The 25833-nt window shown below is 45.6% G+C and carries 13 protein-coding genes; 3 read left to right on the top strand and 10 right to left on the bottom strand.

The genetic code is table 11. The features are described from left to right. Nucleotides 1–77 precede the first annotated feature (77 nt). Nucleotides 78–833 (top strand): SDR family NAD(P)-dependent oxidoreductase, encoded by a 756-nt coding sequence (locus ABUE36_RS00175; RefSeq protein WP_161001721.1) that lies wholly within the window; start codon nt 78–80, stop codon nt 831–833. 71 nt (nt 834–904) lie between these two features. Here the strand turns inward: ABUE36_RS00175 and ABUE36_RS00170 are convergent, their stop codons facing one another. The 3 genes from ABUE36_RS00170 to gap form a co-directional block, all read right to left on the bottom strand. After that, complete coding sequence (locus ABUE36_RS00170; RefSeq protein ID WP_421016975.1) at nt 905–2329, bottom strand: MDR family MFS transporter; 1425 nt, start codon at nt 2327–2329, stop codon at nt 905–907. Nucleotides 2330–2455: 126 nt separating this feature from the next. Next, a complete protein-coding gene (locus ABUE36_RS00165; RefSeq protein WP_161001723.1) occupies nt 2456–3088 on the bottom strand; it encodes a TetR/AcrR family transcriptional regulator in 633 nt (210 codons plus the stop codon). 103 nt (nt 3089–3191) lie between these two features. After that, a complete protein-coding gene (gene gap, locus ABUE36_RS00160; RefSeq protein WP_161001724.1) occupies nt 3192–4211 on the bottom strand; it encodes a type I glyceraldehyde-3-phosphate dehydrogenase in 1020 nt (339 codons plus the stop codon). 119 nt (nt 4212–4330) lie between these two features. Between gap and ABUE36_RS00155 the strand changes: the two genes are divergently transcribed. After that, nucleotides 4331–5134 (top strand): helix-turn-helix transcriptional regulator, encoded by an 804-nt coding sequence (locus ABUE36_RS00155; RefSeq protein ID WP_225439192.1) that lies wholly within the window; start codon nt 4331–4333, stop codon nt 5132–5134. A 117-nt stretch (nt 5135–5251) separates the two neighbouring features. Here the strand turns inward: ABUE36_RS00155 and ABUE36_RS00150 are convergent, their stop codons facing one another. The 7 genes from ABUE36_RS00150 to ABUE36_RS00120 all read right to left on the bottom strand — a co-directional run bounded on the left by ABUE36_RS00150 (nt 5252) and on the right by ABUE36_RS00120 (nt 25160). Continuing rightward, nucleotides 5252–6262 (bottom strand): DUF916 and DUF3324 domain-containing protein, encoded by a 1011-nt coding sequence (locus tag ABUE36_RS00150; protein WP_161001726.1) that lies wholly within the window; start codon nt 6260–6262, stop codon nt 5252–5254. 41 nt (nt 6263–6303) lie between these two features. Continuing rightward, a complete protein-coding gene (locus ABUE36_RS00145) occupies nt 6304–7032 on the bottom strand; it encodes a WxL domain-containing protein (RefSeq protein WP_161001727.1) in 729 nt (242 codons plus the stop codon). Nucleotides 7033–7144: 112 nt separating this feature from the next. Beyond that, nucleotides 7145–9631: a pectate lyase-like adhesive domain-containing protein gene (locus tag ABUE36_RS00140; RefSeq protein ID WP_287707523.1), complete on the bottom strand. Its 2487-nt coding sequence runs from the start codon at nt 9629–9631 to the stop codon at nt 7145–7147. A 653-nt stretch (nt 9632–10284) separates the two neighbouring features. Continuing rightward, complete coding sequence (locus ABUE36_RS00135; RefSeq protein ID WP_161001730.1) at nt 10285–11817, bottom strand: glycosyltransferase; 1533 nt, start codon at nt 11815–11817, stop codon at nt 10285–10287. After that, nucleotides 11814–13394 (bottom strand): glycosyltransferase, encoded by a 1581-nt coding sequence (locus ABUE36_RS00130; RefSeq protein ID WP_178941751.1) that lies wholly within the window; start codon nt 13392–13394, stop codon nt 11814–11816. The genes ABUE36_RS00135 and ABUE36_RS00130 overlap by 4 nt, the downstream gene beginning before the upstream one ends. A 140-nt stretch (nt 13395–13534) precedes the next feature. Beyond that, complete coding sequence (locus tag ABUE36_RS00125) at nt 13535–24160, bottom strand: lectin-like domain-containing protein (protein WP_421016974.1); 10626 nt, start codon at nt 24158–24160, stop codon at nt 13535–13537. Between the two features lie 70 nt (nt 24161–24230). Then, complete coding sequence (locus tag ABUE36_RS00120) at nt 24231–25160, bottom strand: IS30-like element ISLpl1 family transposase (protein WP_096109805.1); 930 nt, start codon at nt 25158–25160, stop codon at nt 24231–24233. A 123-nt stretch (nt 25161–25283) separates the two neighbouring features. Between ABUE36_RS00120 and ABUE36_RS00115 the strand changes: the two genes are divergently transcribed. Beyond that, nucleotides 25284–25829, top strand: a complete 546-nt coding sequence (locus tag ABUE36_RS00115; protein WP_161002001.1) for a phosphoribosyltransferase family protein — start codon at nt 25284–25286, stop codon at nt 25827–25829. Nucleotides 25830–25833: the final 4 nt, after the last annotated feature.

Genomic DNA, 25833 nt, shown 5'->3' with positions numbered 1-25833 from the left:
GGTTTGTTGTAAACACCATTTTAAAGGAAGCTGATCTTTTTTGTCCGAACAGCGTTCGGATTAATTTTACAATCTACTTGAAACGAAAAATTATTTTAATTACCGGGGGTACTTCTGGTGTCGGCCTCGCCATCGCCAAAAGCTTCACCAATATACCAACAGAGATTGTGTTGGTTGGTCGCAATAATGGGAAAGCAGTCAAAGCCGTTCACGAAATCGAGGCCGTTTTACCCGATGCTAAAGTTTCTTATTTATTAGGCGACTTGGCCAATCAGACCGACAATACACGAATTGCAATAAACTTTATGACAACCCATGATCATTTAGATATTCTCTTTAACAGTGCTGGTAATATCCCCAAAACGACAGACAATAATATTGCCCTAAACTTACAAAGTCATTACTGGCTAACTCACAACTTGAGTACAGTCTTAGCAAAATCAACCGATCCGCGAGTCTTCATTATCACTGGGATGCCGCAAGCAATCCGTTTCGGACCAATCTATGAACATCAATTTAACCTAATCGACCGTGGGTTATGGTTGCTTACTCATAAAACGTTGTTAGTCACGTTGCTGGCGCACGAACTACAATCATCAGGCATAAAGGTCAATGCCCTGTTTCCTGGCGGTGTTCAGTCCAATCTTTTACCTTGGACCAAGAACTTAGGTAACACCGTTGTCCCAATTGCTTCACAACTAGCGACTCAGCATTCGCTTGCACACACCACTGGACAATTTTTCGATGATCAGGGTCAATTAGTTCGTTTGAATAATAATAAATACGGTATCAAGCGTGCTAGATCTGTATTAAATCGTTATTTACGGTCTTGAAAATCCAAATTTCTGAACCAAGTAAAAACGTGTTGGACGATAAAATAAATCGTTCAACACGTTTTTGATCTTTAATCCGTTTCCTTCTTTGTCGTCAACGTCCACGCCAACAACCAACTGGCTACCAGAATACCCAGTGGCAACATAAACGTTGTTCCGTAAGCACTGATAATATGCGCTTTCATGTCAGTCAATGTTGCGGACTTCATTTCTGCATGCATATTGTGCGATAGTACGTTTGTCAAAATGACGACAGCTAGCGAGTTCACAATCTGCATTGCGGAGTTAATCAGTGGCGTAATGCGGCTAACAACAGCCTGTGGTGCCTGGCTGATATTGTACGTACTGATCTGCATCATGGTCAGCCCTTGTCCAAACCCAAGTAGTGCAATCATCAGTAACAACTGCACAGTCGTTGTGTGAATCGTAATTTGCGTCAGGAAACCGGCTCCAATGGCCATAGAACCAATACCGGGAATTGCTGCTGCACGAATGCCCCAGCGATCAAACAAACGTCCACCGATAATTATGCCAGCAAAGGCAGCTAAAGCTTGTGGAGCCATCATTTCGCCCGCATGCAATGAAGAAAATCCCTTAGCAGTTTGTAAGAACAATGGTACCAGCAATGTAGCACCGAATAGCACAATCTGGTTCAGCCAACTGACCATAATTCCTCGGGAAAACCGTAGCGACCTAAATGCAGACAGTGCCATCAGCGGTGCCTTTTCACGTAACTCAATAATGATAAAACTGATTAATGCGATGAACCCGGCCACAATGCATAATGCCGTGATCGGATTGGTCAATGCTGTGTTACCTAAACGATGAATCCCGTAAATCAGCAACGTAAACGCCATTGGTGACAACAGTGCACCCGCCAAATCCAAGTGAATTCCTTGTTTACGGTCACCTGCTGGCAAAAAGAAAATCACTAATAACAATGCCAGAATACCGATCGGCAAGTTAATCAGAAAGATTGCGTGCCAACTGGCGTTTGACAACAGCCAGCCTGATAGAATTGGCCCCATAATTGGCGCCACAACCATTGGTAGTCCCAAGATACCCATCAAAGAACCGCGTTTTTCGTTTGGAACAAGGCGCCACGACATTGCCATTCCGATTGGAGCAACAAGTCCACCCGCCAATCCCTGTAATGCGCGGAATAAGATCAGTAATTGGATTGAATTGACCATCGAACATAAAACGGAACAAACCGTAAACCAAATAATGGCTGATGCAAAAATCTTTTTGTCTGAAAAACGATCCGCTAGCCATCCAGCCAAGGGTGTGACGGCTGCTAACGCCAACGTGTAACCGGTAATTGTCCATTGAACCGTCGACAAACTCGTACTAAAAACCTTTTGTAGCGTTGGAATGGCCACATTCATCACGGTAGCATCCATCATCGTCAATAACATGGCAACTGAAATTGTCAAAACACCTGGCAAAACTTTTCGAAGCGAAAACGGCTCCATTTTAATTGCTGTACTCTCCATAATTGTAAAACTTCCTCATTTTCTTTTTTCTCGAACACCGTTCTAGAGCAAAAACTACTCTAACACCGTTCGAGAGAAATGTAAACAAAAACGACCAACTTTTTAAATTGGTCGTTCATTTGCTGCTTACTTTTGACGTTGCTCAAACCCCTTAACCAAGGTTTCTAAGCTCCATTTTAACGTTGAATCACGATCCATTCGGTCAAAAATTCCTTGTCCATACATTCGTTTTAAAACCGGCGTTTGTGTGATTAAATCACCATTTGGCTGAACATCTTGAAATTCTTTTGAATCAAAAACATGTTGCCGTACCTGACGATCTCGTTCAAACGTCAGAATATAATCAAGATAGATGTTGACGATAATAAATTTTTCGGAATCTGCAAGTGATAGATCATCAATCGTTTTTAAAAAACGTTCATTGACTTTTAAAAAGTGCTCTGTAATTGGTGGAATGGTAAACAATAAATCAGCAGAATATGGCCGTTTGCGCAAGGTGTCAGCGAATACCAATCCATCACTAACTAGCTGTTCCTGCCAAGTTGAAGCCGCCATAAACGCGTTCAAAGCTTCACCACATACATCATCAGCCATGACTGTAAAAATCGCTTCTTTGCTCGAAAAGTGCCAGTACAAGGTAGATGCCGTAATACCAACTTCTTTGGCTAATTTTCGCATTGAGAACTGACCAAAGCCCACTTCCGTCAACAACGTCCACGCTGCCTCGATAATTTTCCCTTTCGATGCTGGTTCTGCCATGCTTTCACCTCATTCACTTGAGTCCTTTGATAAGATAACTCTAGCTCACCAGCGAGGCAGACACCAGAAAAATTAATAAATAATTGTTTAATAATTATTTATTTTACAAGGCCGCCATCTTCTCCAAGACTCGCACCATCTGACACGTAAACCCATACTCGTTGTCATACCAAGCCACAGTTTTCACTAATTGCGTATCTCCTGCTGTCGTGACCTCGGTTTGTGTCGGATCAAAAACGGAACCAAACGTTGAATTGATAATATCACTCGACACAATTTGATCTTCATTCCACCCAAAACTCTCGTTATGTTCAGTAAATGGTTTGATACGCGCGTTTATGTCATCAGCACTTAGTTGGCCCGTTTTAAGAACTGTAACTAGCTCAGTTAATGAACCATCAATCACTGGTACCCTTTGTGCGTGACCCTGAAGTTTGCCATCTAACTGTGGTAATACGAGACCAATTGCCTTAGCTGCCCCAGACGAATGTGGAATGGTGTTGGCAGAAGCGGTTCGTGATGGTCGAAGTTTGCCGCCTCGGTTTGGTCCGTCGAGAATCATCTGACTGCTGGTAAACGCGTGGACAGTTGTCATAGTACCAGCAACAACGCCAAACGTTTGATCCAACGCATCGGCCATTGGTGCCAAACAATTCGTCGTGCATGAGCCGGCGGAGATTATCTGGTCATCTGACGTCAATATATCATCGTTCACACCAGCGACAACGGTCTTTACATCTCGCCCAGCCGGTGCCGATATGAGGACCTGTTTCGCACCAGCTTGTAGATGCGCAGCAGCCTTCACCTTAGTCGTGTAAAAACCGGTGCATTCGAGAACAATATCAACATTGTCGTTAGCTACCCACGGAATCTTGGCTGCATCTGGTTCGGCGTATACATGATACGTTTGACCATTCACAACCAGGGCATTATCAGTTGCCGTCACGCTATCGTTTAAAACACCGTGCGTCGTGTCGTACTTCAATAAATACGCTAGCATTGCTGGCGACGTTAGATCGTTGATCGCGACTACCGCCACGTTTGACGATTTTAGCTGTAACAACCTTCTAAAGGCTAGTCGACCGATGCGCCCAAAGCCGTTGATTCCAATTTTAATTGTCATCTGAATTCCTCCTGCATAGTGATTACTTTCTGCAACAGTTATATTATGAAAGTGATCCTATTTTTGATGCAGAGCTAGTTCATCATAGGATGATTAGTCCTACGCAGGAGGTGTAAGTCATTAACGAAAAGTTTCTCGGTCACTTTTTTCGCTACAAACGAACTACAGCAGATCTCACTACCTTTGCCGTATCTCAAACAAAGTCCCGCCGCACACCTGGTTTAACACGCGAAGAAGTCGCCACACTGGCCAACGTTAGCACGGACTGGTACACGCGCATTGAGCAGGGTCGAACTGGTTCGACACCTTCGAGTGACGTCTTGCTTGCGCTTTGTCAGGCATTACAACTAACCCCTGCTGAAACCGAATATGCCTTTAATCTGACCGGACTAGTCCCACCAGTGCCCAACCTGCAAGATACGAATCAGCAACTTGATGATTTTCTCACCGCAATGTTGCCCAAACCGGCTTATGTGATGAGTCAACAACTAACCATTGAGGCAGCAAATTCGGCCTATACAAAAATGTTCGAGTGGCGAAAAACACAATCACCACTCGAACGTAACCTTATTTGGCGCATTTTTAACGATCCATACTATCAAACATCATTGGTAAATTGGACGCAGTACGCCCAGTTTATGACCGCCGTTTTTCGAAATCTGTATAGCCAAACATCCGATTCCAAATTCTTATATCAAGTGTTTCAATCAGTGAATCAAAATCCGACTTTTTTATCCGTTTGGAATTCGCTTAAGGTCGCGACCTTTGAACCACAACGTCTGTTCGTTCAAACTCATGATCACCAAGAGTTATACCTTGTCGAAAATACGTTTGAAATTCCGGCTACCCATCAGTTTATTGTCGTTGAAAATGCTGGTGATATGACTACGCATAATCACCTAGCACACATAGAAACGAAATAACCCATCAGGAGTAATCATTATGAGAAAAGTTCTCGTCCTTGTTTCAATTATCTTCCTTGCTATCGCCATTATTTCGTTCGTCGCTTCACGAATTGTCCGTGGTAAGAACCGGTAGCTTTAATGCTTTCGTTTTGTCTTAACCAATAACCAACTCAGCACCCCGATAATGATAACCAGCACGCTCCCAACTGCCCAGTAAACCATCGTGTGATCCGGTTTCAGCGTCACATCTTGGTTATTGTATTTTTCGGCCTGCTTCTTAGTAATCGTAAATTCACGGACAAAATGCCACTTTTTCTTGACGGCAGTGACTGTTAAATCAAGCCGGTAGCGCCCTGGTTTAAAACGTTCTCCGTTTAACCGAATCGGGTAATCCATAATCGAGTTTGGTGCAAACTGAACGTGATCTTTCGTTGACTTATACAGTGTTCGATTGCTCGTCGTTTGAACTTTCGCCACGACTTTTGCCTGGCTTAAGTAACGTTTTTTTACATTGCACAATTGAGCTGTTACCAGATTACGACCCGCTTCAGATTTAGCTTTTACATCCCCCATTTTTAACATTGGCGTCAATTTTTGCCGACCTTGATGAAGGACCATCCCCACTACGTATTGGTAGTTGTTCGTGACGGAGATGCCTTTCGAGGCCTTTTTGGTGTTGGTCGTCACTTTTTTAAACGAAATTCCACCGGCAATCACCCCGTTAAACTTTTGTTTAGGTGCATCGATTTCAAAAATTGCCATCTTCGAACTTTTGGGTGCCAAACTAAGTTGTTTCGGTGCTGTCGTCACAATATCTGTTATAGGTGTGGTCAACGTTTTGTCAGACTTAAACCGTGACTTACCGTACTCAACCACTCCGTTTGGATTCGTCTTGGCAACATTCACGTTAGTATTAATTTTAATACGCTTATCAGACGTATTGGTAACCTTTACCATGACACTTTCTTTTTGACCTGGCTTTACGTTTAAATCGAAATACGTTTTTGACTGATCGCGCTGCAATGACGACTTTTGCGGTTCCACGCTGAAATCCATGCTTTGCGCGTGAGCCACTTGACTATGTAGCAGGAGGCCAACCACCCCACAAAGCATCACTATAATTGTCGTTAATGTTTTCTTGGTCATGTTGAATCCTCCTGTGTTTCGCATATTTGTACCCTTTAAAGCTAAACGTTTTCACCTGGCGTATCTTCTAGTGTCCAAGTCAATGTTCCATTGTAGGTCCCCGCACGAGCGGCACCAGCTGGAACTACTAGCTGAACACCAGTTGTTTCTTCTTGTTCAGTATCAGTCACTTCACCACCAAAACGATGGATCGTCGTTCCCGTTCCCTTACCTGTTGGCGCGTTTAATAATTTCACATTTGCGTCATCAGCAAGAACCGTCACATTGCCGCCAACCATAGTTGGTTTCTGATCAGATTCAGTGCCTAATACAGCACGATCGTTGAATAGAATCTTGCTACCAGTCATTTTGTGGCCCCCACTACCCTCAAAGGGCAGGCTCTGCTTGACTGCTAATTGCCATCCAAGTCCGCCACCCCGTTTGTCAGTAACCTGAACGAAGTTGGAACGTTTGACTGAACCTTCAATACCATCGATTTGAACTGCATCTGTTTTGGCGTTGAATGTTTGTTCCTGCGTGTTGGACGTCGTCCGTTCACCGAAATCTAGTTTGGACGCATAATCAATAGTCAATGAACCACTCTGATTAGTCGTCCCAGAACCTGTCAGCTCAGTTGCTGCATCGTTAGGATCCAATGGTGTCGTAACGCTACTTGCATCAGTAAATGAAACGGTTGCCGTTGAGTCCCACGACGCTGCCATAATCGGTGTCGCCATGCCCAACGTCAGTAGCGATGTCGCAATAATGGTCGTTAATTTGCCCAATTTCATGATTTCTACCTCACTTTTCTTGTATGCAAAGGGACGGCCATCGTTCTACACTGTCTGCCCGAATCGGTGGCAACCGGACATGGTGTCGACACTTCACCTCATTCATAAGCGGTTATTCCTCCGTTTCATCTGGTACATCGCTTAAATTCCAAGTGATTTCACCATTGTATGCGCCTGCTTTGGCTTCTGATGGTGACACTTGGAGCATAAGCCCCTGGTCACTGTTCCACTGATTAGAAACGACGTATGGGTCGTTATCAGAATTACGTCGCGTTTCAATTTCGATAGCCGCATTACTTACTGGCAAAAGTTCATCATTCTTTTTATATTTAATTGCATCAGTCAGCTCATCACCGTCGCCATTCTTTAATGCCTGCGTCTGTGTCAATGTCAACGACCACTGTTTGGTTACATAGCGTTGATCCGTCACACTCAACGGTTGATCTAAACTCACTAATGGGAACAACTGATTCTCCTGATGAACAATTAAGTCACGACCGAAATTCAGGTTTCCAGGCACACTCGATAGTTGCAATGTACCCGGCGGATTGTATGCTGCCATGCGATGCAATGTCTTGCCTTCGACAGCGGTCGCCATCATCTCTGGATCGCTAGTAACCGTATTACCAGTAAATTTTCCCCATTCAATTTTTTCAAACGACTGTGTCGGATCCCCAGTAACTACTGTGGTATCCCAATATGCAAACGGTGACTCCAACAAAGTTAAGCTGGAATTAGCATTCGTACTCAATGCTCGGGAATTTGTGCCAGTCCCCGTGTTTTGCAAATCAAACGCAGCCGGGTCCTTAATGACAGCTGTTGTCGTACCTGTGCCTAAGTCTACTGTTGCTGTAGTCGCACTATTGTTTCGTGCGGTCAATGATCCTCGGGAAGCAACGGTAATATTATTGTTTCCCCCTGAGGAACGAATAGCTGCAATGGACCGATTATCTGTATCCAAATTCATCTGGGCGTTCTTACCAATCGTCAAAGAGGCATCATCATTGGCCGTTTGGAAATAAACATTGTTTCCAGGCCACTCCGCATTAAACTTCGTCCCGGTTCCTAGCGTAATGTTGTTATAGTACAGATAAACAATTGGATAACCTTGCGTGCCATTAGTGCCAGTCAAATTCAGCGTACAGTTTTGACCCGTTGTAAATTCCCGAGTTCCACCTGTCTGGTCCTCAGAAGGCCGCAAATCATAATAAAACATCGAATAGTTCGTATTGTTGACGTTCCCGGTGTAGACCGTGTTGTCGGCCATTTTAACGCTCCCGGTATAAACATTTTCTGCCCGCGTATCTATGTTGCAGGTTCCTGAAAACGTGATGTCTGAATACGTTGCAATGGCCAGTCGATTAACCGTTGTAGCCGTACTGATATTGCCGAATTCAAAGTGCCATTGACCTCGAGCAGCACCACTATATGTAACAAATGCTGCCGCCGTGTTTGCCACCTGAATATCATGCACGTTCAGTATCGGATTGCCCGAAACCGGCACACCATAACGTAAAGCACCACTGCCGATATTTAGAGTATGTTGTTGACCATCTATTTCTAAACTCCGTGTGATTGGATTTGCAGATATTGATGTAGCCGAAATATTGTTTTTTAAAAAAATCTTGGTCACGGATTGCTCGTTAATTGCAGTCTGTAACTCAGAAATATTGCTAACCTCACGTTCTGTCTCACCAAGTTTTGTTTCTTTCTCTACTTGTGAAGTTTGTGTGCTTTCTGATCGTGTATCTCCGTCGGTCTTACTAGCCTGGTTAGTTGACTGTGAATTAATTGAATTGGTTTCACGTGAAACGGTCGTGTCACTTTCCAAATGTTTTGAACTATTCTTGCTGCCTTCACTAACATCACTGACGGCTCCAGAATTATTTGAACCACGACTACTTTCACTGGATACACTACTCTCACTCATTGAAGACACCGAACTACTATCTGAGGATTCACTTTCACTAGCTGATTCTTCAACAGCAGGGTCAGTCGTTTCAATTAGTGACACTTGTTCAGTGGGAAGATTACTGAGCTTGAGCACGTTTTTCGTATCCACATGTTCAAACGTCAGCAACCAACCCAAGCCACCATCCTGAGCAGTTACAAACGAACCACTTCGGCCGTTGTTAATGCTCAAATTTCGTAAGGTTAGTCGTGTGTTATCACCTGATTTACCCAATGGCAGTGCACACTCAGTTAAAGTTAACTGGTGTGGCTTCCCGGTAATCACGAGTGAAGTTGTCCGTGCAGCTAACTGACGGCCATCACCACTAATATCCTCAGCTAATGTAATCTCTTGCACATCGATATTTTCATAGGCAGCTTTAAATTCGGCAAACGTATGAACAGTCGTCTTAACCTCAACAGCATTAGTTTGATCGGCCGATGAACTATCCGTAATCGCCGCTATCTTATCTGCCACAGAATCACTGTCGGATGAAGCATCATTTGAATTAGCCTCCTGCGAGTCCTCTCGCAAAGACTGTTGTGAACTCTCTACTGATTCATTAGCCTGGGCCACTATCTGCTGACCAATTTGACTGGTGCCAATAATCCAAAACGCAATCATAAACAAAGTAAACAATCGTTTCATCGGCAAATCTCCGTTAATGCTGATTTTTTCACAATATATCAATTAGATTTTTTAAATTCAAATCATAACTCTATGGTTATTAACAGAAGTTGCGAAATTTGCCATCAATGAACGCTTTTCACAGCAAAAAACCGTATCGAATATGACTCAACATATTTGATACGGTTTTTGTGTTTTAAGTTTTGTGTTTTAAGTTTTGTGTTTTAAGTTTTGTGTTTTAAGTTTTGTGTTTTAAGTTTTGTGTTTTAAGTTTTGTGTTTTAAGTTTTGTGTTTTAAGTTTTGTGTTTTAAGTTTTGTGTTTTAAGTTTTGTGTTTTAAGTTTTGTGTTTTACTACTCAGTTTATCAAAATTAACAGCACTGAATTATCTAATGATCTCAGATGAATCCTACAGCTATATCAGCTGTAGGGCGGCAACATTGACACCGAGCCGTGAAGGTAACGTTAATTCGAGTGGTTTGCTCGAATTTAGGTTACGGACGGTCGCGGAGACTCGGGGTTTTACGAGGCTTTGCGGCGAGGTGAAAGACTCCGAACTTGGGAGGCTTGAACCGGTCCCACGGCGAGCGTGTCAATGTTGCCAACCGCAAGCGGCATTCAACCTCCCTATTCTAAATGTTCATAAAAATGATATTCACCGCATCACTTGACTACTAGTGTTTAATGTGCAATGCGCGCTTCCACTTAGCAAATACAATCGATTCCGTGCGCGGTGTAATGCTGTCGTACGCATTACGGCTCATCGCTTCCCAAACCTGGTCATCTTTCATGACCCGTTGAATGGCGTTTGCTAAACCGACGACATCGTTATCCGCTACAAGATAACCGTTCTTACCTTCATCAATCATGTCTGATGGACCATAATGCACGTTATAAACGACAGATGGAACCCCATGTGCCAAAGCTTCTGCCAGTGCCAATGGTTCATTGTCACTTTCCGTAGCATTAACGTAAACCTGTGCACCATCGTAGGCCTTGTCCAAATCTGGATGATAACCCTTCAGTGTGACACTGTCCGTTAACTCAGCTTTCTTGATCTGTTCAGTAAGTGGCTTCTCTTGATCACCATAACCGTATATATCCAGGGTTGCGTCAGCGATATGTTTCTTCACCGTCACAAACGCTTTGACAACGTCTTCTGTATGACGTTCCTTAGTTAATCGCCCAACGACAATCACCTTGTGAGCTGTCCGTTGTGGCAAACGCACACGTTTGGCATGAGCCTGTTCATCATTGACCACACTAAATGGTACGACAGTGATTGGCGCCTTAACCTGCGCTTCACCGCCCATCCAACGCGTTAAATCAGCTTTTTGCTCATCCGTTGCGACAATAATACCGGAGAGCTTATCAATTTGGTTAACGATCGGATTGGCGTAGATACCAGACAAGTTAGCGTAGACTTGATCTTTAGGATCAATAGTATGTGTCGTCGGCAATGTAATAAACCGGCTGACCTTGGTTGTCATGCTTAACATTGCATCGTAAGCCGCACCTGGACGATCAGCAACAAACGTTGAGCCTTCACCATCACGACGGTTCAATTCGTCAAGGAAGAAGGTAAACAACTCATCATAGCTATCAAAGAACAAGTCCTGTCCTTTATAATCCAATAATTGAAGTAACGACAGGAAGTTGTGACCATCTTTGTCGTGACTGAAATATTCCTCAATCACCCGTTTGCCGTCTGGGGCGTAAGTAACCTGGCTGATAAGTTCGCCAGCGTCACTAAAGAATTGGTCACGCGTTTTAAAACCGCGGAAGTCCCACAGTTCTGTTTGAACCTTTTTGCCGGTCCGATCAAACGCATCAACACTGTATAACTGACCAATAGTACCTGGCGCGAAATGAACATTCATGACTAGCTTATCGCCATCATAAACGTGACTGACATCAGCCCCAGGATCCACATTATAATCAGCTGCTAAGTTCAACGACTCGATCTTTGGCTCGTTTTTACCAACTGGCTTTAGATCTTCAATGCCTTGGAAATAATCATACATATTAACAATCTGATCATCTTCAACACCAAATCGTTTCTTGTTGGCATACAACATTTGATCAAAGTTTCGTGTCACCAACTTAGCAGGTGTACCTTGGTGCTTAAACAGTTGCAGTCGCTTGATCTCGGCATGTTCAATCCCAGAATTCAAAGCCATCAGATATTCATTTACAAAATAAATCATTTGCTGGCCTCCTGTTGTTTGTCCACCTGTGTTCTTGAGTCAGCTTCAGCAAATGCCTTAACATCATCTAAAACCGGACGCCATTTGTCCCATACAGCATCTTCTGAGAAACGTTTGGCATCCTCATAGGCATTTTCACTGAACTTTTGCATTAACCGGTCATCTTTAAGCAGTTTTGTGATGGCATCCGCCAGTGCATCGACGTTATCCAATTCGACCAAGTAGCCATCTCGGTTATTTTCGATAATCCCTTGAGGACCATACTTTGCGTCGTAGGAAACCGTTGGTACACCGTGTGACTGTGCTTCCAATAAGGCCAGCGAGAATCCTTCGGCCCGTGAGGCCAGGACGTTAATTTGCGCGCCATCATAAACCTTACCAACATCCAAGGTGTAATCGTGGAAAGTAACCAGATCACCAATTTTTTTATCGGCAACGATCTTGTTCAGGCGTTCACCTTCCTTACCGTTCGCATAACCCCAGAAGTCCAAACGCGCTGCGGGTACCTTATCATGCACTTTTTCGTACGCTTCAATGACCTTATCCTGCTGCTTTTCGGGAGAAAGACGGGCCACCATGATGATTTGTCCTGGTGTCCGATCCGACCATTTTACATGAGGCGCATTTAAAACATCGTTGTCCACGATCCCAACTGGTAACTCGAAGACTGGCGTTTGATCGCCCCAACGGTTAATAAAGTCCGTCCGTTGTTGCGGCGTTGGTGCTGCCACACCCTGCCACTGATCTAAATTCTTAATTGCATATTCGTAGTTATAGTTCAGGGTCGCTGTCATGATTTTTTCAGGATCATTCAAGTGATTTGAGTGCAGATGCATCATCTTAAATGACCGGGTCCGCATATTAAGCACAGACCAGGCCAGTTCAAACGTCCGGTCAACGACAAACACATTGTTTTCACCATTGCGTTTGTTCAATTCATCAAGGAAGAACCGCATCATTGCCTGCTCACCATTAAATGAGTAGTTGGTTCCGTGCCAATTCATGATCCGATACAGCGAGTTATCGTACTTGCCTTCCTGATTTTTCATATGGAATGTTTGGTAAACCACTTTACCGTCAGGATTAAAGACCTGCTCAGCATTAACCACGCCGTCTGCGTCATGCCACTGTTCCAGCGCCTTGAAACCACGAGAATCCCAGTATTCACTCTTTACCAGTTTGCCATAACGGTCAAACGTCCAAACCGTTTCAACTTCTTTATATTCTGGTGCGCGCATTTTAATTCGCTGAATAATTCGTTCGGAATTACGTACCATGAATCCATGTTCATCTTGATCATTCACCAGCACTTGTAAGTTTGGTTTCACGTGTAAATCAGCCAGTGTAAAAGGCGTCTTCTTAAGGTCTTCTGTGCCTTCAAAGAAGTCAAACAGATTGACCATGTCGCTATCTTCAAGTCCGGCATGAGCCAATGTATCGTGTAACGTCAGCGAAAAGAAGCGCGTAACGATTTTTGCTGGTTCGCCGTGATCTTTAAACATCCCCAGCCGCTTCATTTCCGCGTGTTCAATTCCTGATTTCTTTTCGTTAAAACTTGCGTTGATAAAGTAATACATTCCATTACCTCACTTATCTGCACACCTATTTTTTAATCATACCAGAAGCTCACAAAAATAGGACTCAGCACAATTGCTAAGTCCTATTCTACCGTACCTTGAGCCTGATGAACGACCTTTTCACGAGCTTAACATCTTTTTTAATGCCGTTTTCGGCGCCCAAATCCAAATAATGTTATTAATCCGAGTAACATCGTGCCAATCAACCCGGTATTGACCGAATCATTTTCATTCGTTTCAGGCAACCGAGTGCTCTTTGAATCATGATTAGGTGAATGTGTAACCATCGTTTTGTCAACAGCAGTTGGGTCAATCAAATGATTATCAATCGCCTGTTTCATGAATGCACCAGGTTTAATCGACACCATCATTACACGTGGATTCTTTTTAGAATCCTGTAAAGGTGGCAGGATTTTAGGATCAACCATCTGGTCAGTACCTGTATTACCTGTTTCAACTGATGATACTGACTCTGATTGCACAAACGCATTGGCTTGATCTTGCAAACGTTGCGCTCGTTGCATTGCGGCCTGCGCTAGCTGTGCATAATATTGCGCAAGCGCGACATCATTGTGCGAAGCCGCTACGACCGCCAACTGTGCATCTCGTTGCGCTTCATCCCTGGCAGACTGAGCTTCGTTAGCCAATGTTTGGCCCTGTGATGTCAATCCGCTGGTAGGTTGCTGTCTGTTAGATTGGTCGGCCGCAGATACAGCTTCACTGGCTGCTTCACGAGCCTGCAATGCATCGTTATTGACCGCCTGTTGAATCGCCTTAGCAGTTTGCTGCAGTGCCGTCATCGCCGACTGAGCAACCTGCGTCGCAGATGCCGCCACCTGTTGTGCACTTGCCGCCTCACTAGCAAACTGACTAGCAGCACTGACGTCGTTTAGAGCCGCAGCAGAGGCTGCTTCGCTAGCAAGAACACTAGCCAAGTTAGCTGCACTGGTAGCCGTTTGATTAGCCGACTGTGCGGTTGACGCTTGCTGTTGCAAGATTTTATCCATACTTTGCACCGCGTCATTCGCTGGATCACTAGCGGCTTGTTGACCAGCCTGAGTAACCGTTGAACTAGCCACATTTACTTGACTAGAGGTGGTCGTCGCCGCTGTTTGAGCGGTCTTATTTGCTACCATTGCGGCACTGGCCTGGCTGGCAGCGGCACTCGAATCCGCACTAACCGCCGTTTGCAAACTTGCTAATGCCTGACTGGCTACTTTTGCGTCCGAATCCGCCACCTGTTGTGCTTTGCTTGCTGCCTCTTGCGCGCTTTGAGCTTTCTTAGCCCATTCACTAGCCGCCGATGCATCATTGATATTGGCAGCGCTGGCGGCTGATTTAGCAAAGTCGTTGGCTAACGCGGCAGCCTCACTTGCAGCCGTTTCAGCGCTAGTCGCCTGACTAACCTTCTGGGCAACTTCACTAGCCAGTTGTTGAACACCAGCATTTTGTTTATCCGTTCCGGCTACACTGGTCGCAATAGTTGATGTTGAAGCCACCACTGATGCCAGCGATGCAGTTGACTGATTAGTGGAAGCAGCACTGGATGCCTGCTTTGTTGCCTCACTTGCATAACTGGCAGCCGTTGACGTATCCGTCGTAACCGTGTTATTGACCAATAATTGTAAATCGGCCGCATGACTAGTCAATCCCTGTGCTTGATCCGTAAGTGCCTGTGTATTGGCATTGGCTGATGCTGCAGCACTAGCATAGTGACTGGCTGCAGAAACATCATTGGCAGCCGCGGCAGATGCAGCCTGGCTCGCTAATGATGCAGTAGTACTTGCGGTTGCACTAAGAATCTTGTCAATTGATTGAGCGGCGCTCGCAGCAGAAGTTGCTTGGCCGGCCCAACTCTTGACTGCTCCGCTGGCCGTATCTCTATCAGCATCTTGATTAGCCATCGATGCAGCGAGGCTTGTCCCGTTTACAACATGTTGAGCAATTGCTGTGGCGGAGCTAGCGACACTCGCAGCATTACTTGCACCAGATGCTTGTAAACTGGCCGCATGGCTGTCGGCGCTTAATGCCTGCGTAATCAATTGATTATTAGCGGTAGCCTGATTAGCTAACGAGTTAGCGACACTCTGTTCAGAATTCAGCAAACTTTGGACATTTGCGGCACTCGCTGCAAAATTACTTGCCGCACTAACATCATTCAGAGCCGCGGCAGATGCCGTTTGACTAGCTAACCGTTGCGCGTCATCGTTCAAACTGGCGGTAACGCTGTTTGCCGAGTTTAGCCCCGACTGTGTTGCTACTTGTTGACTGATCAAACTTTGGTAACTGCTGTTTGCCTTATCTGCTCCCGACTGGACAGCGGTTGTCGATGTCGCAGCACTACCAGCTAACGAAGCAGCCTGCTTGCTGACATCACTGGACTGTTTAGTTGCTGCACTCGCCTTATCGTTAACCCCATCGGCAATTTGGCTTACCGCATTCGCATCTGCTTTGACGTCATCTGAAAGAGCCGTCATTAATGACTGAGCCGTTGTGTTATCCGCGTCGGCAGTACTTTCCAAACTGGCCACGGTGGATGCTGCAGCACTGGCCGATTGGGTCAGTTTAGTGGCCAATGCCGGATCATTAGAGGCCGCCGCTGCACTAGCTAACGATTGTAGCGAACGCGCTACACTGGCGGCAGAATTAGCCTCAGATAATGTCATACTGGCAGCAGAATCTAATGACGCCAAACTTTGGTTGAGACTCTGTACTGTCTTATTAGCTGAATCTGTGTCGGCCAACTTTTTACCGGCTGAGGTGTAACTGCCCACATTTGCGACCTGACTGCCTGTTGAAGCGGCTTCACTGGTTGCAGTGTTTGCATGGATGGTCGCCGAGGTTACCTGCTCAGAGGCAGCTGTGTGATCGGCAGTCACTTTGTCGTTCGCATCGTCAGCCAAACTATGAACTAGCGACTCCAATGAGTTAATCGCAGATTGATCGCTCGTCATATCATCATTTAAAGACGTAGCGGCCGACTGTGCACTCGTAGCACCACTAACATCGTTTAACGAAGCCGTGGACTGGGCTGCACTGGTCACGGACGCCAATTTGCTGATTGTTGACGTAGCCGAAGCAACCTGACTGTCTGCTGAATTGGCCGCAACTACTGCCTGACTGACAGCAGTTGAAACTGCCTGGTTCTTCGTATCCGCGCCGGCTAGTGATTTCAGCTCATTTACTAGACTGCTGATAACAGCACGTTGATCCGAAATTGTCTTGTTTGCGCCACTAGCAGTCGTGCTCGTTGTCGTCACCTTTTCGGCGGCCTGACTGGCAGCCTTGTGGTCATCCGCGACCAATTTTTGTACCTGAGCATAAATTGACGTGGCCGAATCGTTCAATTGATTGATCTTTGCCACATCAGCGGAGGCCACAGCACCTGCTGACGTTGCCAATTTTTCAGCAGACTGAGCCGTTGATTGATCGTTTGTCAAAGCTGCCAAGGAAGCAACACTTGCGGCACTGGCAGCAATCGACGCTTGCTGTGAAACAACGGTGTTCAAACTTGTCGTTTCGCTGTTGATACTTTTAGCACTGCTATCCAGACTTTGAACTTGTGAATTCATTAAATCCGTCTTAGCCAATGAGTTGGTGCTTGAAACGATACTGGTTATTTGGCTACCCACATTCTTACTGGTCGTTACACCAGTTGTTGCACTAGTGGCCGTGTTGCCAGCGGACGTAGCAGCATCTTTTGCTGCTGTGCTATTGCTAGCCAGTGCCGATGTCGCTGAATTCATAATGCTCGTCACTTCAGACTGTGCACTTGCCGCTGTAGAGGCCAAATCATTAGCAACCCTTGCCGCACTTAGAGCTAACGATTGATTTTGACTTGCCAAAATTGGTTTATTAAAACTGGCAACACTAGTCGCGCTCTTTGCATAATCCGTTGCTGATGCTGCAGCGGCACTGGCCTCACTAGCAGTTGTCGCAAACTTATTTAGCAAACTCGTTGCTGTTGAAACGGCCGTTTGAATACTTGCATTATGAGGATCTTGACTAGCAACACTGGTCAATGAACTCAAATTAGTCGCTGTTGTTGCGGAGGCCGCCTTAATGATTGGCGCGGCACTATCGGCTGACAACGCCGCACTAGCCGCTTGACTGGCTAAATCACTGGCAACCGTGTGATCAACAGTCGTTGCAACTGAATTAAAGTCACTAGTTAATGACTCGGCCTTAGTTTCCAAACTATTAGCAACATCTTGATCTGAGTTTGCCTCGCTAGCGAGTTGACTGGCAGTCGCAAAGTCATTGTCATTAGCCGCACTAGTGGCTTTATCCACTAATGTGGCAGCACTTGCTGCGGCCCGTTTGGCCTGATCAACCAAACCATTAATCGAGTTAGCTAAATCGGCAGCGCTCTTGGAAAGCGCCGTCAATTGCGTATTGCTGGTATCACTAGTCGTTGTTTTAGTAACCGATGCGGCATTAGCACTCGCTGCGCTGGCCAAACTATCAACCAGTGAGCTGGCAATACTAGCTACGTTAGCAGCACTGCTGGTTGTATCTGCTGCCTGACTAGCGCCAATACTGTCGTGAATCAACGTATTTTGAGCATCATTTGTGAGTGATTTAGCCTGTGAGGCAAGTCCATTGGCAACCTTATCGTCAGAATCCGCTAACGATTCAGCAGAAGCGGCCTGGCTGGCAAACGCGCTGGCTGCACTGGCATCGTTCAAAGCCGCGGCTGACGCGGCTTCACTAGCAAATACACTAGCATTGCTGGCAGCAATACTGCCAGCAGATGCAGCGGTTGAAGCTTCACTGGTTAATGAGTTAACTGCTTGGGCCTCGCTTTGAACCGTTTTATTTTTCGGATCACGGGCAGCAATTGATGCTGCTTTACTTGCCAACGAGTTGACTAGTGATGCCGTTTGCGTTGTTTGACTGGCAATGCTGGTTGTCGTTGAAGCATCAACATTGGCAACACTGGCCGCTGTTGACGCATTGTCACTATCCAAGGCAACTTCACTGGCAATTTGACTGTGAACGCTGTTAACACCTGATTGAAGACTGGCAATTGTCGAGGCAATACTGTTCGCTGTGCTGGCTTGTGTCGATGCCACGGACGCCAACGACTTTGCAGTTGACTGATCATTCAGCAAGGCCGCGTTTGATGCTGCACTAGCCGCGCTTTCAGCGATACTAGTTGCCGTTGATAAACTGACTTTCTGATCACTGACTTGATTATTAAGCTGATTGGCAGACGTCAAAATGGCGCCTAAATCAGTATTCGCGCTATCGGTGTTCACTAATCGACCTGCGTCACTAACAGCGCCAGTCATTTGAGAAGCCGCACTGTTAGCCTGTTCAACATCACTCGTTGCCTGACTAGCTAAACTGTTTGCAACGCTTACCGCTGAATTAGCGACACTGCCGTCACCAGCAATAGCAGTCGTTATCTGACTGTAAACGTTGTTTGCTTGAGAAGCCAAACTATCAACTTGATACTCTAAAGAGCTAACAGTCGAAGCAGCCGCAGAACCCTTGGCCGCATACTGGCTAGCTAATGACGCGTCATTGTTGGCCGCGGCAGAAGCTGCCAATGAAGCGTAATAATCAGCTTCACTAGTAGCAGTTGAAGCTTGTTTGTTATCGTCCGCAATCGCGCTTGCCAGAGAGTTAGTACCCTTGATTAGATTAGTGATTTCTGCGTTTTTAGGATCCGTAGCTGCTACTGAATTAGCAGCGCTCAGGATACTATTAACGTTTGTTCCCTCACTAGTGGCAGCAATTGTTGCCTTATTTGCAATGCTGGCAGCTGTTGAAGCAGCCGAGTTTTGAATGGCCGCGGCCGTGCTGTCGGCGATGGCCGTTTGGTTAGCCGCAACGGCCAGTGAATTGGCCTGACTCATTAATCCCTGAAGTGAATCTTGTAAGCCAGGAATTTGATGCTCAGCACTTGCGGCCAAAGAGGCATCTTTTGTAGCTTCACTAACATCATTTAGTGCTGCTGCCGATGCAGCCATCGAACTATAATCGCTGGCCTGTTTAGCCAAGTTGCTTACTGTCGTTTGGATACTATTTGCGGTGCTAGCAACCTGTTGCCCTTGTTTGGCTAAACTTTGTAACGCACTATCAGCGGTCGTCGCTGATGCAGCACTGGCAACCTCAGAAATTGCTTTATTAACGTTGCTGTTTTGCTGACTAACTGTTGTTGCCTCTCCGGAAGCAGTGGAGGTTGCTGCTGCCGCATCGGAACCTTGTTCACTAGCAGTAACACTATCAACATGGACTGCGTTGGCAATAATCGGCGCCGTCTGACTAATAACGTTGTTCAACGAAGTTAATGACGTTGTTAATTGTGCATCCTGGCTGGCGATTGAGGCCGCCGTTGAGGCAGCTTGAGAAGCGCCTGTCGCGTCATTGTTTAACGCAGCCGTAGATGCTGTACTCGTCAGTTGGTCAACTGTTGCCCGATCATTAGATAACTTGGTTGCAATCGAGGTAGCAGAAGCAGCCGCCAGACTGGTAGCAACAGCGGATTTTTGAACTTCAGCATTTGTACTATCAGTTGCTGCATCGCTAGCAGCTTTTCGAGCAATACTATCTGCCTGAGAGGCAACATTAGAACGATTGACCATCATTGATACCGTATCGGCATCCGTTGATTTTGTTGCCGAAGCGGCTTGTGAAGCAGCGGTGCTATCTGAAGTAACCTCGTTATCAATATCATCGTCTTCAGCTAAAAAGTCCGTGTAGAAAGCTCGAGCTGCCTTTGCCGCAGAGTCGGCTGTACTTTGCGCCGCTGACGCCGATGCAAATAACGTTTTAGCATTATCTGCCTGATTCAAAGCAGCGGCCGACTGAGCAGATTTGTACAGATTATTAGCAATTGTCGTTTGATCAGCTGCAACAGTCTGCAAAGACTGTGTGGAGGCAGCGGCAGATGCAGCCGCTGCAGCCTGCGACTGAACGTGAGCATTTTGCTTGTCCTGTACGGCCTTATTAGCGGCCCTGACACTCAACGAGTTGTTGCTTGTTACAAAGTCCTGAATCGTACCAATATCTGCACTAGCCTGTACTGCAGCCGCACTGGTGGCCTTCGCCGCCGAACTCGCCGCAATACTATCGGAACTAACAGCACTCTGAACGAAATCATTGGCGCTTTGAGCAACCGTGTACAAACTGGTAGCCACCATAGCGGCCGACAAAGCCGCTGTTTGTGCACTAGTAGCCGAAGCAGCATATTCGCTGGCTAAACTCGCATCATTCGAAGCCGCTGCTAGGGAGGCTCGTGAAGCAAAATCACTGGCAGCCGAAGCATAGTTACTCGACTGGCTAGCAAATGATGTCGCTTGCTTGGCTTCATAACTAGCAACAGATGCCGCCGAGGCCGCACCACTAGCGGCCGACTGAGCCAAACTGGCCGCACTGACAACCTTGTTATTGGCCAAATCGTTTTTTCCTGTTGCCGAAGCAGCGTTGGCATTAGTCACAGCTTCGTCGGCGGCCCCACTGGCAGTAACCGCATTGTTAACGGCCGTCGATGCAATGCTTTGTGCCTGACTGGCCAGCTGTGAAGACACCTGACTATCAACAGTAACCTGACTGGCCACGGTCTTCGTTGCACTCGTAACAATAGCCGCTGCACTGTGTGTTACTTGAGCTTCTGAGTTTGCCTGGGCGGCCAAACTAGAAGCACTCATCGCATAATCGTAAGCGGCACTAACATCGTTATCATCGGCAGCACTAGCAGCCAACGACGCAAATTGTAGCGCCTTATTAGCATCATTATTGGCGGAACGTGCTGCTTTATTACCGGTATCCGCATTTTGTGACGTTGTTCCGGCACCAGTTTGAACTGTGCCGTTAGCTTGATCAGCAGAGGCCAGTGACAGTGCCTGACTAGCCGTCACGTTAGCCTGAATCGCAGTCATTGCGGCAGATAATGCCGCCGACTGAACCGAATGGACGACACTCTGAGCTGTAGACGCAACATTGGATGCGGCAATTGAGGTCGCAGTGGCCGCGGTGCTCTTTGCCTGAGAAGCGGTAGAAGTCGTTTGGGCCGCAGTGATACTGGTTGCGTTCGTCAACGTTTGCGCGGCAGCGGCAGCACTATTCGCTACTGAAGAAGCATTGGCAATCGCTGTTGAAGCAACTGCTAATGCAGAATTGTATTGTTGCGTAGCCGAGCTGGCAGCTGTGTTAGCAGAAGCCGCTTTATTCTGATCAGATTGTGCCATATTGGAATAGTAAACAAGGTTTGAATCGTTTTTAAAGTTATTCTTTTCCCACTGGTACAACGAATTTGCCGATTGAGCAGCTACATTTGCAGCTGATGCATCAGCCAGTTCCTTCAGATACGTTTGTTCAAGATTGGTGGCCAAACTATTGGCAGAATTAGCCGTTGTAATAACTTGAGCAACTTTGCCGTTAACCGAATCTAAAACGCTCTGAGCACTAGTTGCTGCGCTTCCTTGGCCCAAAATGGCCGTGTAATAAGATTGAGTTGCTGAGTATTGATTAATAACATTCTTATCATTAGGTGAAACAGAGGCAGCATAACTAGCAGCAACCAACGCTGATTTGGCACTAGAAAGCGCGCCACTAGTCATTGCCTGATATGAATTAACCTGTGACTCAGCCGCTGTCACAGTCGGCGTTGGATCGGCCGTAAACGTGTATGTCAGTGACGTATTGGTACCAAATGTTTCTTTCAAATTTGGTGATTTGGTAAGTAAATAATTGAGTCCATCTGTCCCCTTGACTTCGGATGCCGGCTCAACAGCAGACAAATCAATAGCAGTCCCATCGACTCCAGAAATTGTACGATCATCTTTAATCTGCTTGCCAGTAGCATCAATGTAATGAATGGTTGTTGTAACCACATTACCGGTATCGATTTCTGGCGTCGTTTGTGCGGCATCATTCGTAACTGTATAGGCCACAGCAGACTTAAGTCCATAGCCAAGACTGTTATCCCAAACCACAACCGTGGAGGGATCCATCCCTGTGTCAATTGCTGCCTGGGCTGATTTTTTATCTGGATAGACGTGAATCGTATCTCCGATATTCGCGGTCACCGTGATTGGCGCAGACTGACCAGATGGCGTTTTCACGTTCAGAGTTACTTTGGAAACACCCTTAGTGTATGTCAGGCTATTGATACCAGCCCCCTGAGCGTTTTTTGAGCCCCCAGTTGATGCAGCAAAGGATAACGTATAGTTAGTTTGCTTGGCTTTAGGAATGACCTTAGTAAAAGTTATCCCATTACCACCATTGTCAGGGACCGTCATTGTTAGCAGACCGTCCCCATTAGATTGAATCGTGTACGTCATCGTAAAGTTGTGGTAATTACCGTCGATCAACGCATTATTCATCGGCCGCCAAGTCGTATTAGACTGTGCGGTATATGAATAACTATTTAACTGACCTGACTGATCTGTTGTCCGCCAGCCGATATAGACCTGGTTTGGATCGCCGCCGTTCCAATAATACGTATCAAAGACAAAGGCCATGGCATCTTTCAAACCCGCCACGCCAAGACCACCACCAGGTTGCCCATTATAAGTTTGCGTTGGATTCTCTGGCGACGGAACAAACACCAGTGAAACTCCATCTGCACCACCCTGTGGTCCAGTTTTATTCCCAATTTGAACTGATCCTTTAAGCGTAAAGGATTTGGTGAAATCTACTGTGTTGTTAAGGTTGGCATGACCCACTTCATCATTTTTATCTTCCGTTAGGCCAACTGTCCCATTGTTGTTAAACTGCACACTAGTACCATTACCGGTAAATTGCGTTGATGCGTTCGTGCCAGTAACATTCCCGTTAGCTGTCCCAATTTCCATGTTGTTGCTTAAAGTAGGCAGGTTAACACTGGCATCCTTTTGCGTGATCATCACAGGTTGATTAACAAGCGCCAACGACTTCTTCAGTTCTATCAGCTGAGCCGTTGTCGTTGCGTCTGGGAGACTAATTACTGTCATGCCATTAACCATCGTTAACGTGCTACCCGTAGGTAATACAGCCTGTTGAACAATTGACGTGGGTACATTGGTATTAATGTCTAATGATAAAGGTGTTTCACGTGTAACAGTCGTTTTTGCTCGGGACTGAGCTGTTACGATACTAGCTTCAGAAGCCGGAGTTGCTGCAGATTGTGACGATGCCACCAATGATGTCGTACTTTGTTGAAGACTATCTACTACGCTTGGGCTAGTAGCAACCGATAAAACAGCATCTGCCTGTGGCGCACGTGAAACCAGAGTGGCTGGATTAATAACATTGCCAGTAACAGCCGCTTGTTTTTCAGCCGGAGCACTTGTCGGCACCTGATCATTATCTTGCTGAGCCAAATACGCACGTGAAGTTAACGCGCTACTGTCAGGATTTTTTTCTGAACTACTGTTAACGCTGCTTTGACTACTAGCACTAGTTAAATCTGGATTTTTAGCATCAGTCGGCTGACTAACTGTCAGTTGCGCTGAATTAGCTACTTGAGCCGCGGTGGATTCAGAAGCAGCACTAGTCATTGAGCTGCTTCTGACAACACTGCTGACTGCACTGCTATTAGTCGTATTTTGGGCAGCTCCGTCATTGCCAAGACTTGAAGAAGTAGTGATTGAAGTCTCAGTTGTCTGCGACTGAGCACCAGTTTGATCTGCCGAGATAATCCGGTCTGTACCAATCATCCCCGTGCCAAAGAAAAATAGCGCTATGCCTGCAAACAGCCAGCGCTTCCCTGCCTTATACATCTTATAATGCTCTTTGCGTGTCGTTGAGAACCGACCCAACTCACTATCTTTCATAAATCCCCTCAGAAACCCTGTTTCGGAAAAATTAACATCATTAAATATCACGTTTTGGTAGATTGCAAATTTAATCCGAATTTTTGGACAAATTGGTCAGCATAACCTGATACGGTGTTTTCCAGTCAAGTATTTTAAGCGGTCTCTGGTTAATTTGGAGTAACGTCGTCGTTAAATCTTGAGCACTAATGTGCTCAAAACGAGTCCCCTTAGGATAAAAATAACGTAAATTCCGATTAAAGCGTTCATTACTACCACGTTCAGCTGGCGTATAAGCATGACAGTAATAGGTCTTAATACCATATTGTGATTCAAATGATACTAGCCCACTAAACTCAGTACCACGGTCCACAGTAAAACTGTGCACCGGTCCATTAAAAGTTGTTAGGAACTTAGTCAGTGCTTCATTAACACTCGCTGTCGTTCGGTCCTTTAACCGATATGCCCAAAGGAACCGTGATTTGCGATCGATTAAAGTTAATAAAACTGCCTTACTATGCCCACGAGGGCCAACGACGGTATCTAGTTCAAAATCACCGATGCGATTACGTTGATTAATCATCATGGGACGCTGTTCAATCGATCGCCCCAAAGATTGATTATATTTGGATCGTTGGTCAACGTTACGCCGTTGGCGTACGCCATGTTCAGGTAGATCATTCAAGGAGAAACCAATTCTCCCCTGATTTAGCCAATTATAAATAGATTTAGTCGCTAGTTTAAATTCGTGAGCAATCATTCCTGGTGACCAGCTTAGATGTAAATGGTTGAGAATTGTTTGCTTTAACTCATCGCTCAGCTTAGTTTTCCGACCACATCGTGATCGCTTGTATTCGGCATCTGTTTGTGCTAATTCAGCCTGATAAGGTTGACATCGAGATAATTCATAAGAAATTGTTGACGGTGATCGGTTCAGCCGAACGCCCATTTGGATATTGGACAGCCCTAGTTCACAAAAGGTTTCGATTTTAATTCGTTCGGAATAGGTTATACTAGACAAAAGATCAGCTCCTAAAAGATGGGTTTGTTGTAAACACCATTTTAAAGGAAGCTGATCTTTTTTGTCCGAACAGCGTTCGGATTAATTTTACAATCTACTAATAATCAGATTGGGGTTATGAGGATGGAAAAAAGTTATGAAGTTACGATAGGGGTTCTGAAAAGAAAGTTGCCGATTATTCCGATTAGTTCGACTGTTGCAATCGCATCGTTTGTTCTGCTCGGGGATACAGAAATGGCTAGTTATGCAGCCGCTGAACTTGTCAAACGAATAACTGAACCGTTTGATGAAATCGTCACAATGGAAAGCAAAGGTATTCCGTTAGCCGAAGAAATAAGCAAAATAACGCATCGTAAGAACTATGTTGTCCTTCGCAAAAGTGTAAAGGGGTACATGGCTCATCCAATAAGTGTTCCTGTAAAGTCAATTACGACAAATGAGTCACAAACGTTAGTGCTAGATGGTAATGATGTTCTTCGACTTACTGACAAACGAATACTCTTAGTGGACGATGTGATTTCGACTGGAGGTTCATTGACTGCAGCAGAAAATTTAATGGCTAAAGTTGATGCCAATGTTGTTTGTAAATGTGCGATTTTGGCCGAGGGAACAGCAGCAACGAGGGATGATATTACTGTTCTGGGGTCTCTGCCAGTCTTTTCAATTTAAGACG

It is taken from the genome of Furfurilactobacillus cerevisiae (genome assembly GCF_048961765.1).
Classification (GTDB): Bacteria; Bacillota; Bacilli; order Lactobacillales; family Lactobacillaceae; genus Furfurilactobacillus; species Furfurilactobacillus milii_A.
The sequence above is the reverse complement of the archived record's forward strand: the minus strand, read 5'-3'. Positions and strand labels throughout refer to the sequence as shown.

What these genes read in the sequence shown, in the direction of transcription:
- ABUE36_RS00130 (WP_178941751.1), bottom strand. Translation starts at nt 13,394, where the DNA reads ATGTATTACTTTATCAACGCAAGTTTTAACGAAAAGAAATCAGGAATT.
- ABUE36_RS00165 (WP_161001723.1), bottom strand. Translation starts at nt 3,088, where the DNA reads ATGGCAGAACCAGCATCGAAAGGGAAAATTATCGAGGCAGCGTGGACG.
- ABUE36_RS00170 (WP_421016975.1), bottom strand. Translation starts at nt 2,329, where the DNA reads ATGGAGAGTACAGCAATTAAAATGGAGCCGTTTTCGCTTCGAAAAGTT.
- ABUE36_RS00115 (WP_161002001.1), top strand. Translation starts at nt 25,284, where the DNA reads ATGGAAAAAAGTTATGAAGTTACGATAGGGGTTCTGAAAAGAAAGTTG.
- ABUE36_RS00145 (WP_161001727.1), bottom strand. Translation starts at nt 7,032, where the DNA reads ATGAAATTGGGCAAATTAACGACCATTATTGCGACATCGCTACTGACG.
- ABUE36_RS00150 (WP_161001726.1), bottom strand. Translation starts at nt 6,262, where the DNA reads ATGACCAAGAAAACATTAACGACAATTATAGTGATGCTTTGTGGGGTG.
- ABUE36_RS00135 (WP_161001730.1), bottom strand. Translation starts at nt 11,817, where the DNA reads ATGATTTATTTTGTAAATGAATATCTGATGGCTTTGAATTCTGGGATT.
- gap (WP_161001724.1), bottom strand. Translation starts at nt 4,211, where the DNA reads ATGACAATTAAAATTGGAATCAACGGCTTTGGGCGCATCGGTCGACTA.
- ABUE36_RS00125 (WP_421016974.1), bottom strand. Translation starts at nt 24,160, where the DNA reads ATGAAAGATAGTGAGTTGGGTCGGTTCTCAACGACACGCAAAGAGCAT.
- ABUE36_RS00140 (WP_287707523.1), bottom strand. Translation starts at nt 9,631, where the DNA reads ATGAAACGATTGTTTACTTTGTTTATGATTGCGTTTTGGATTATTGGC.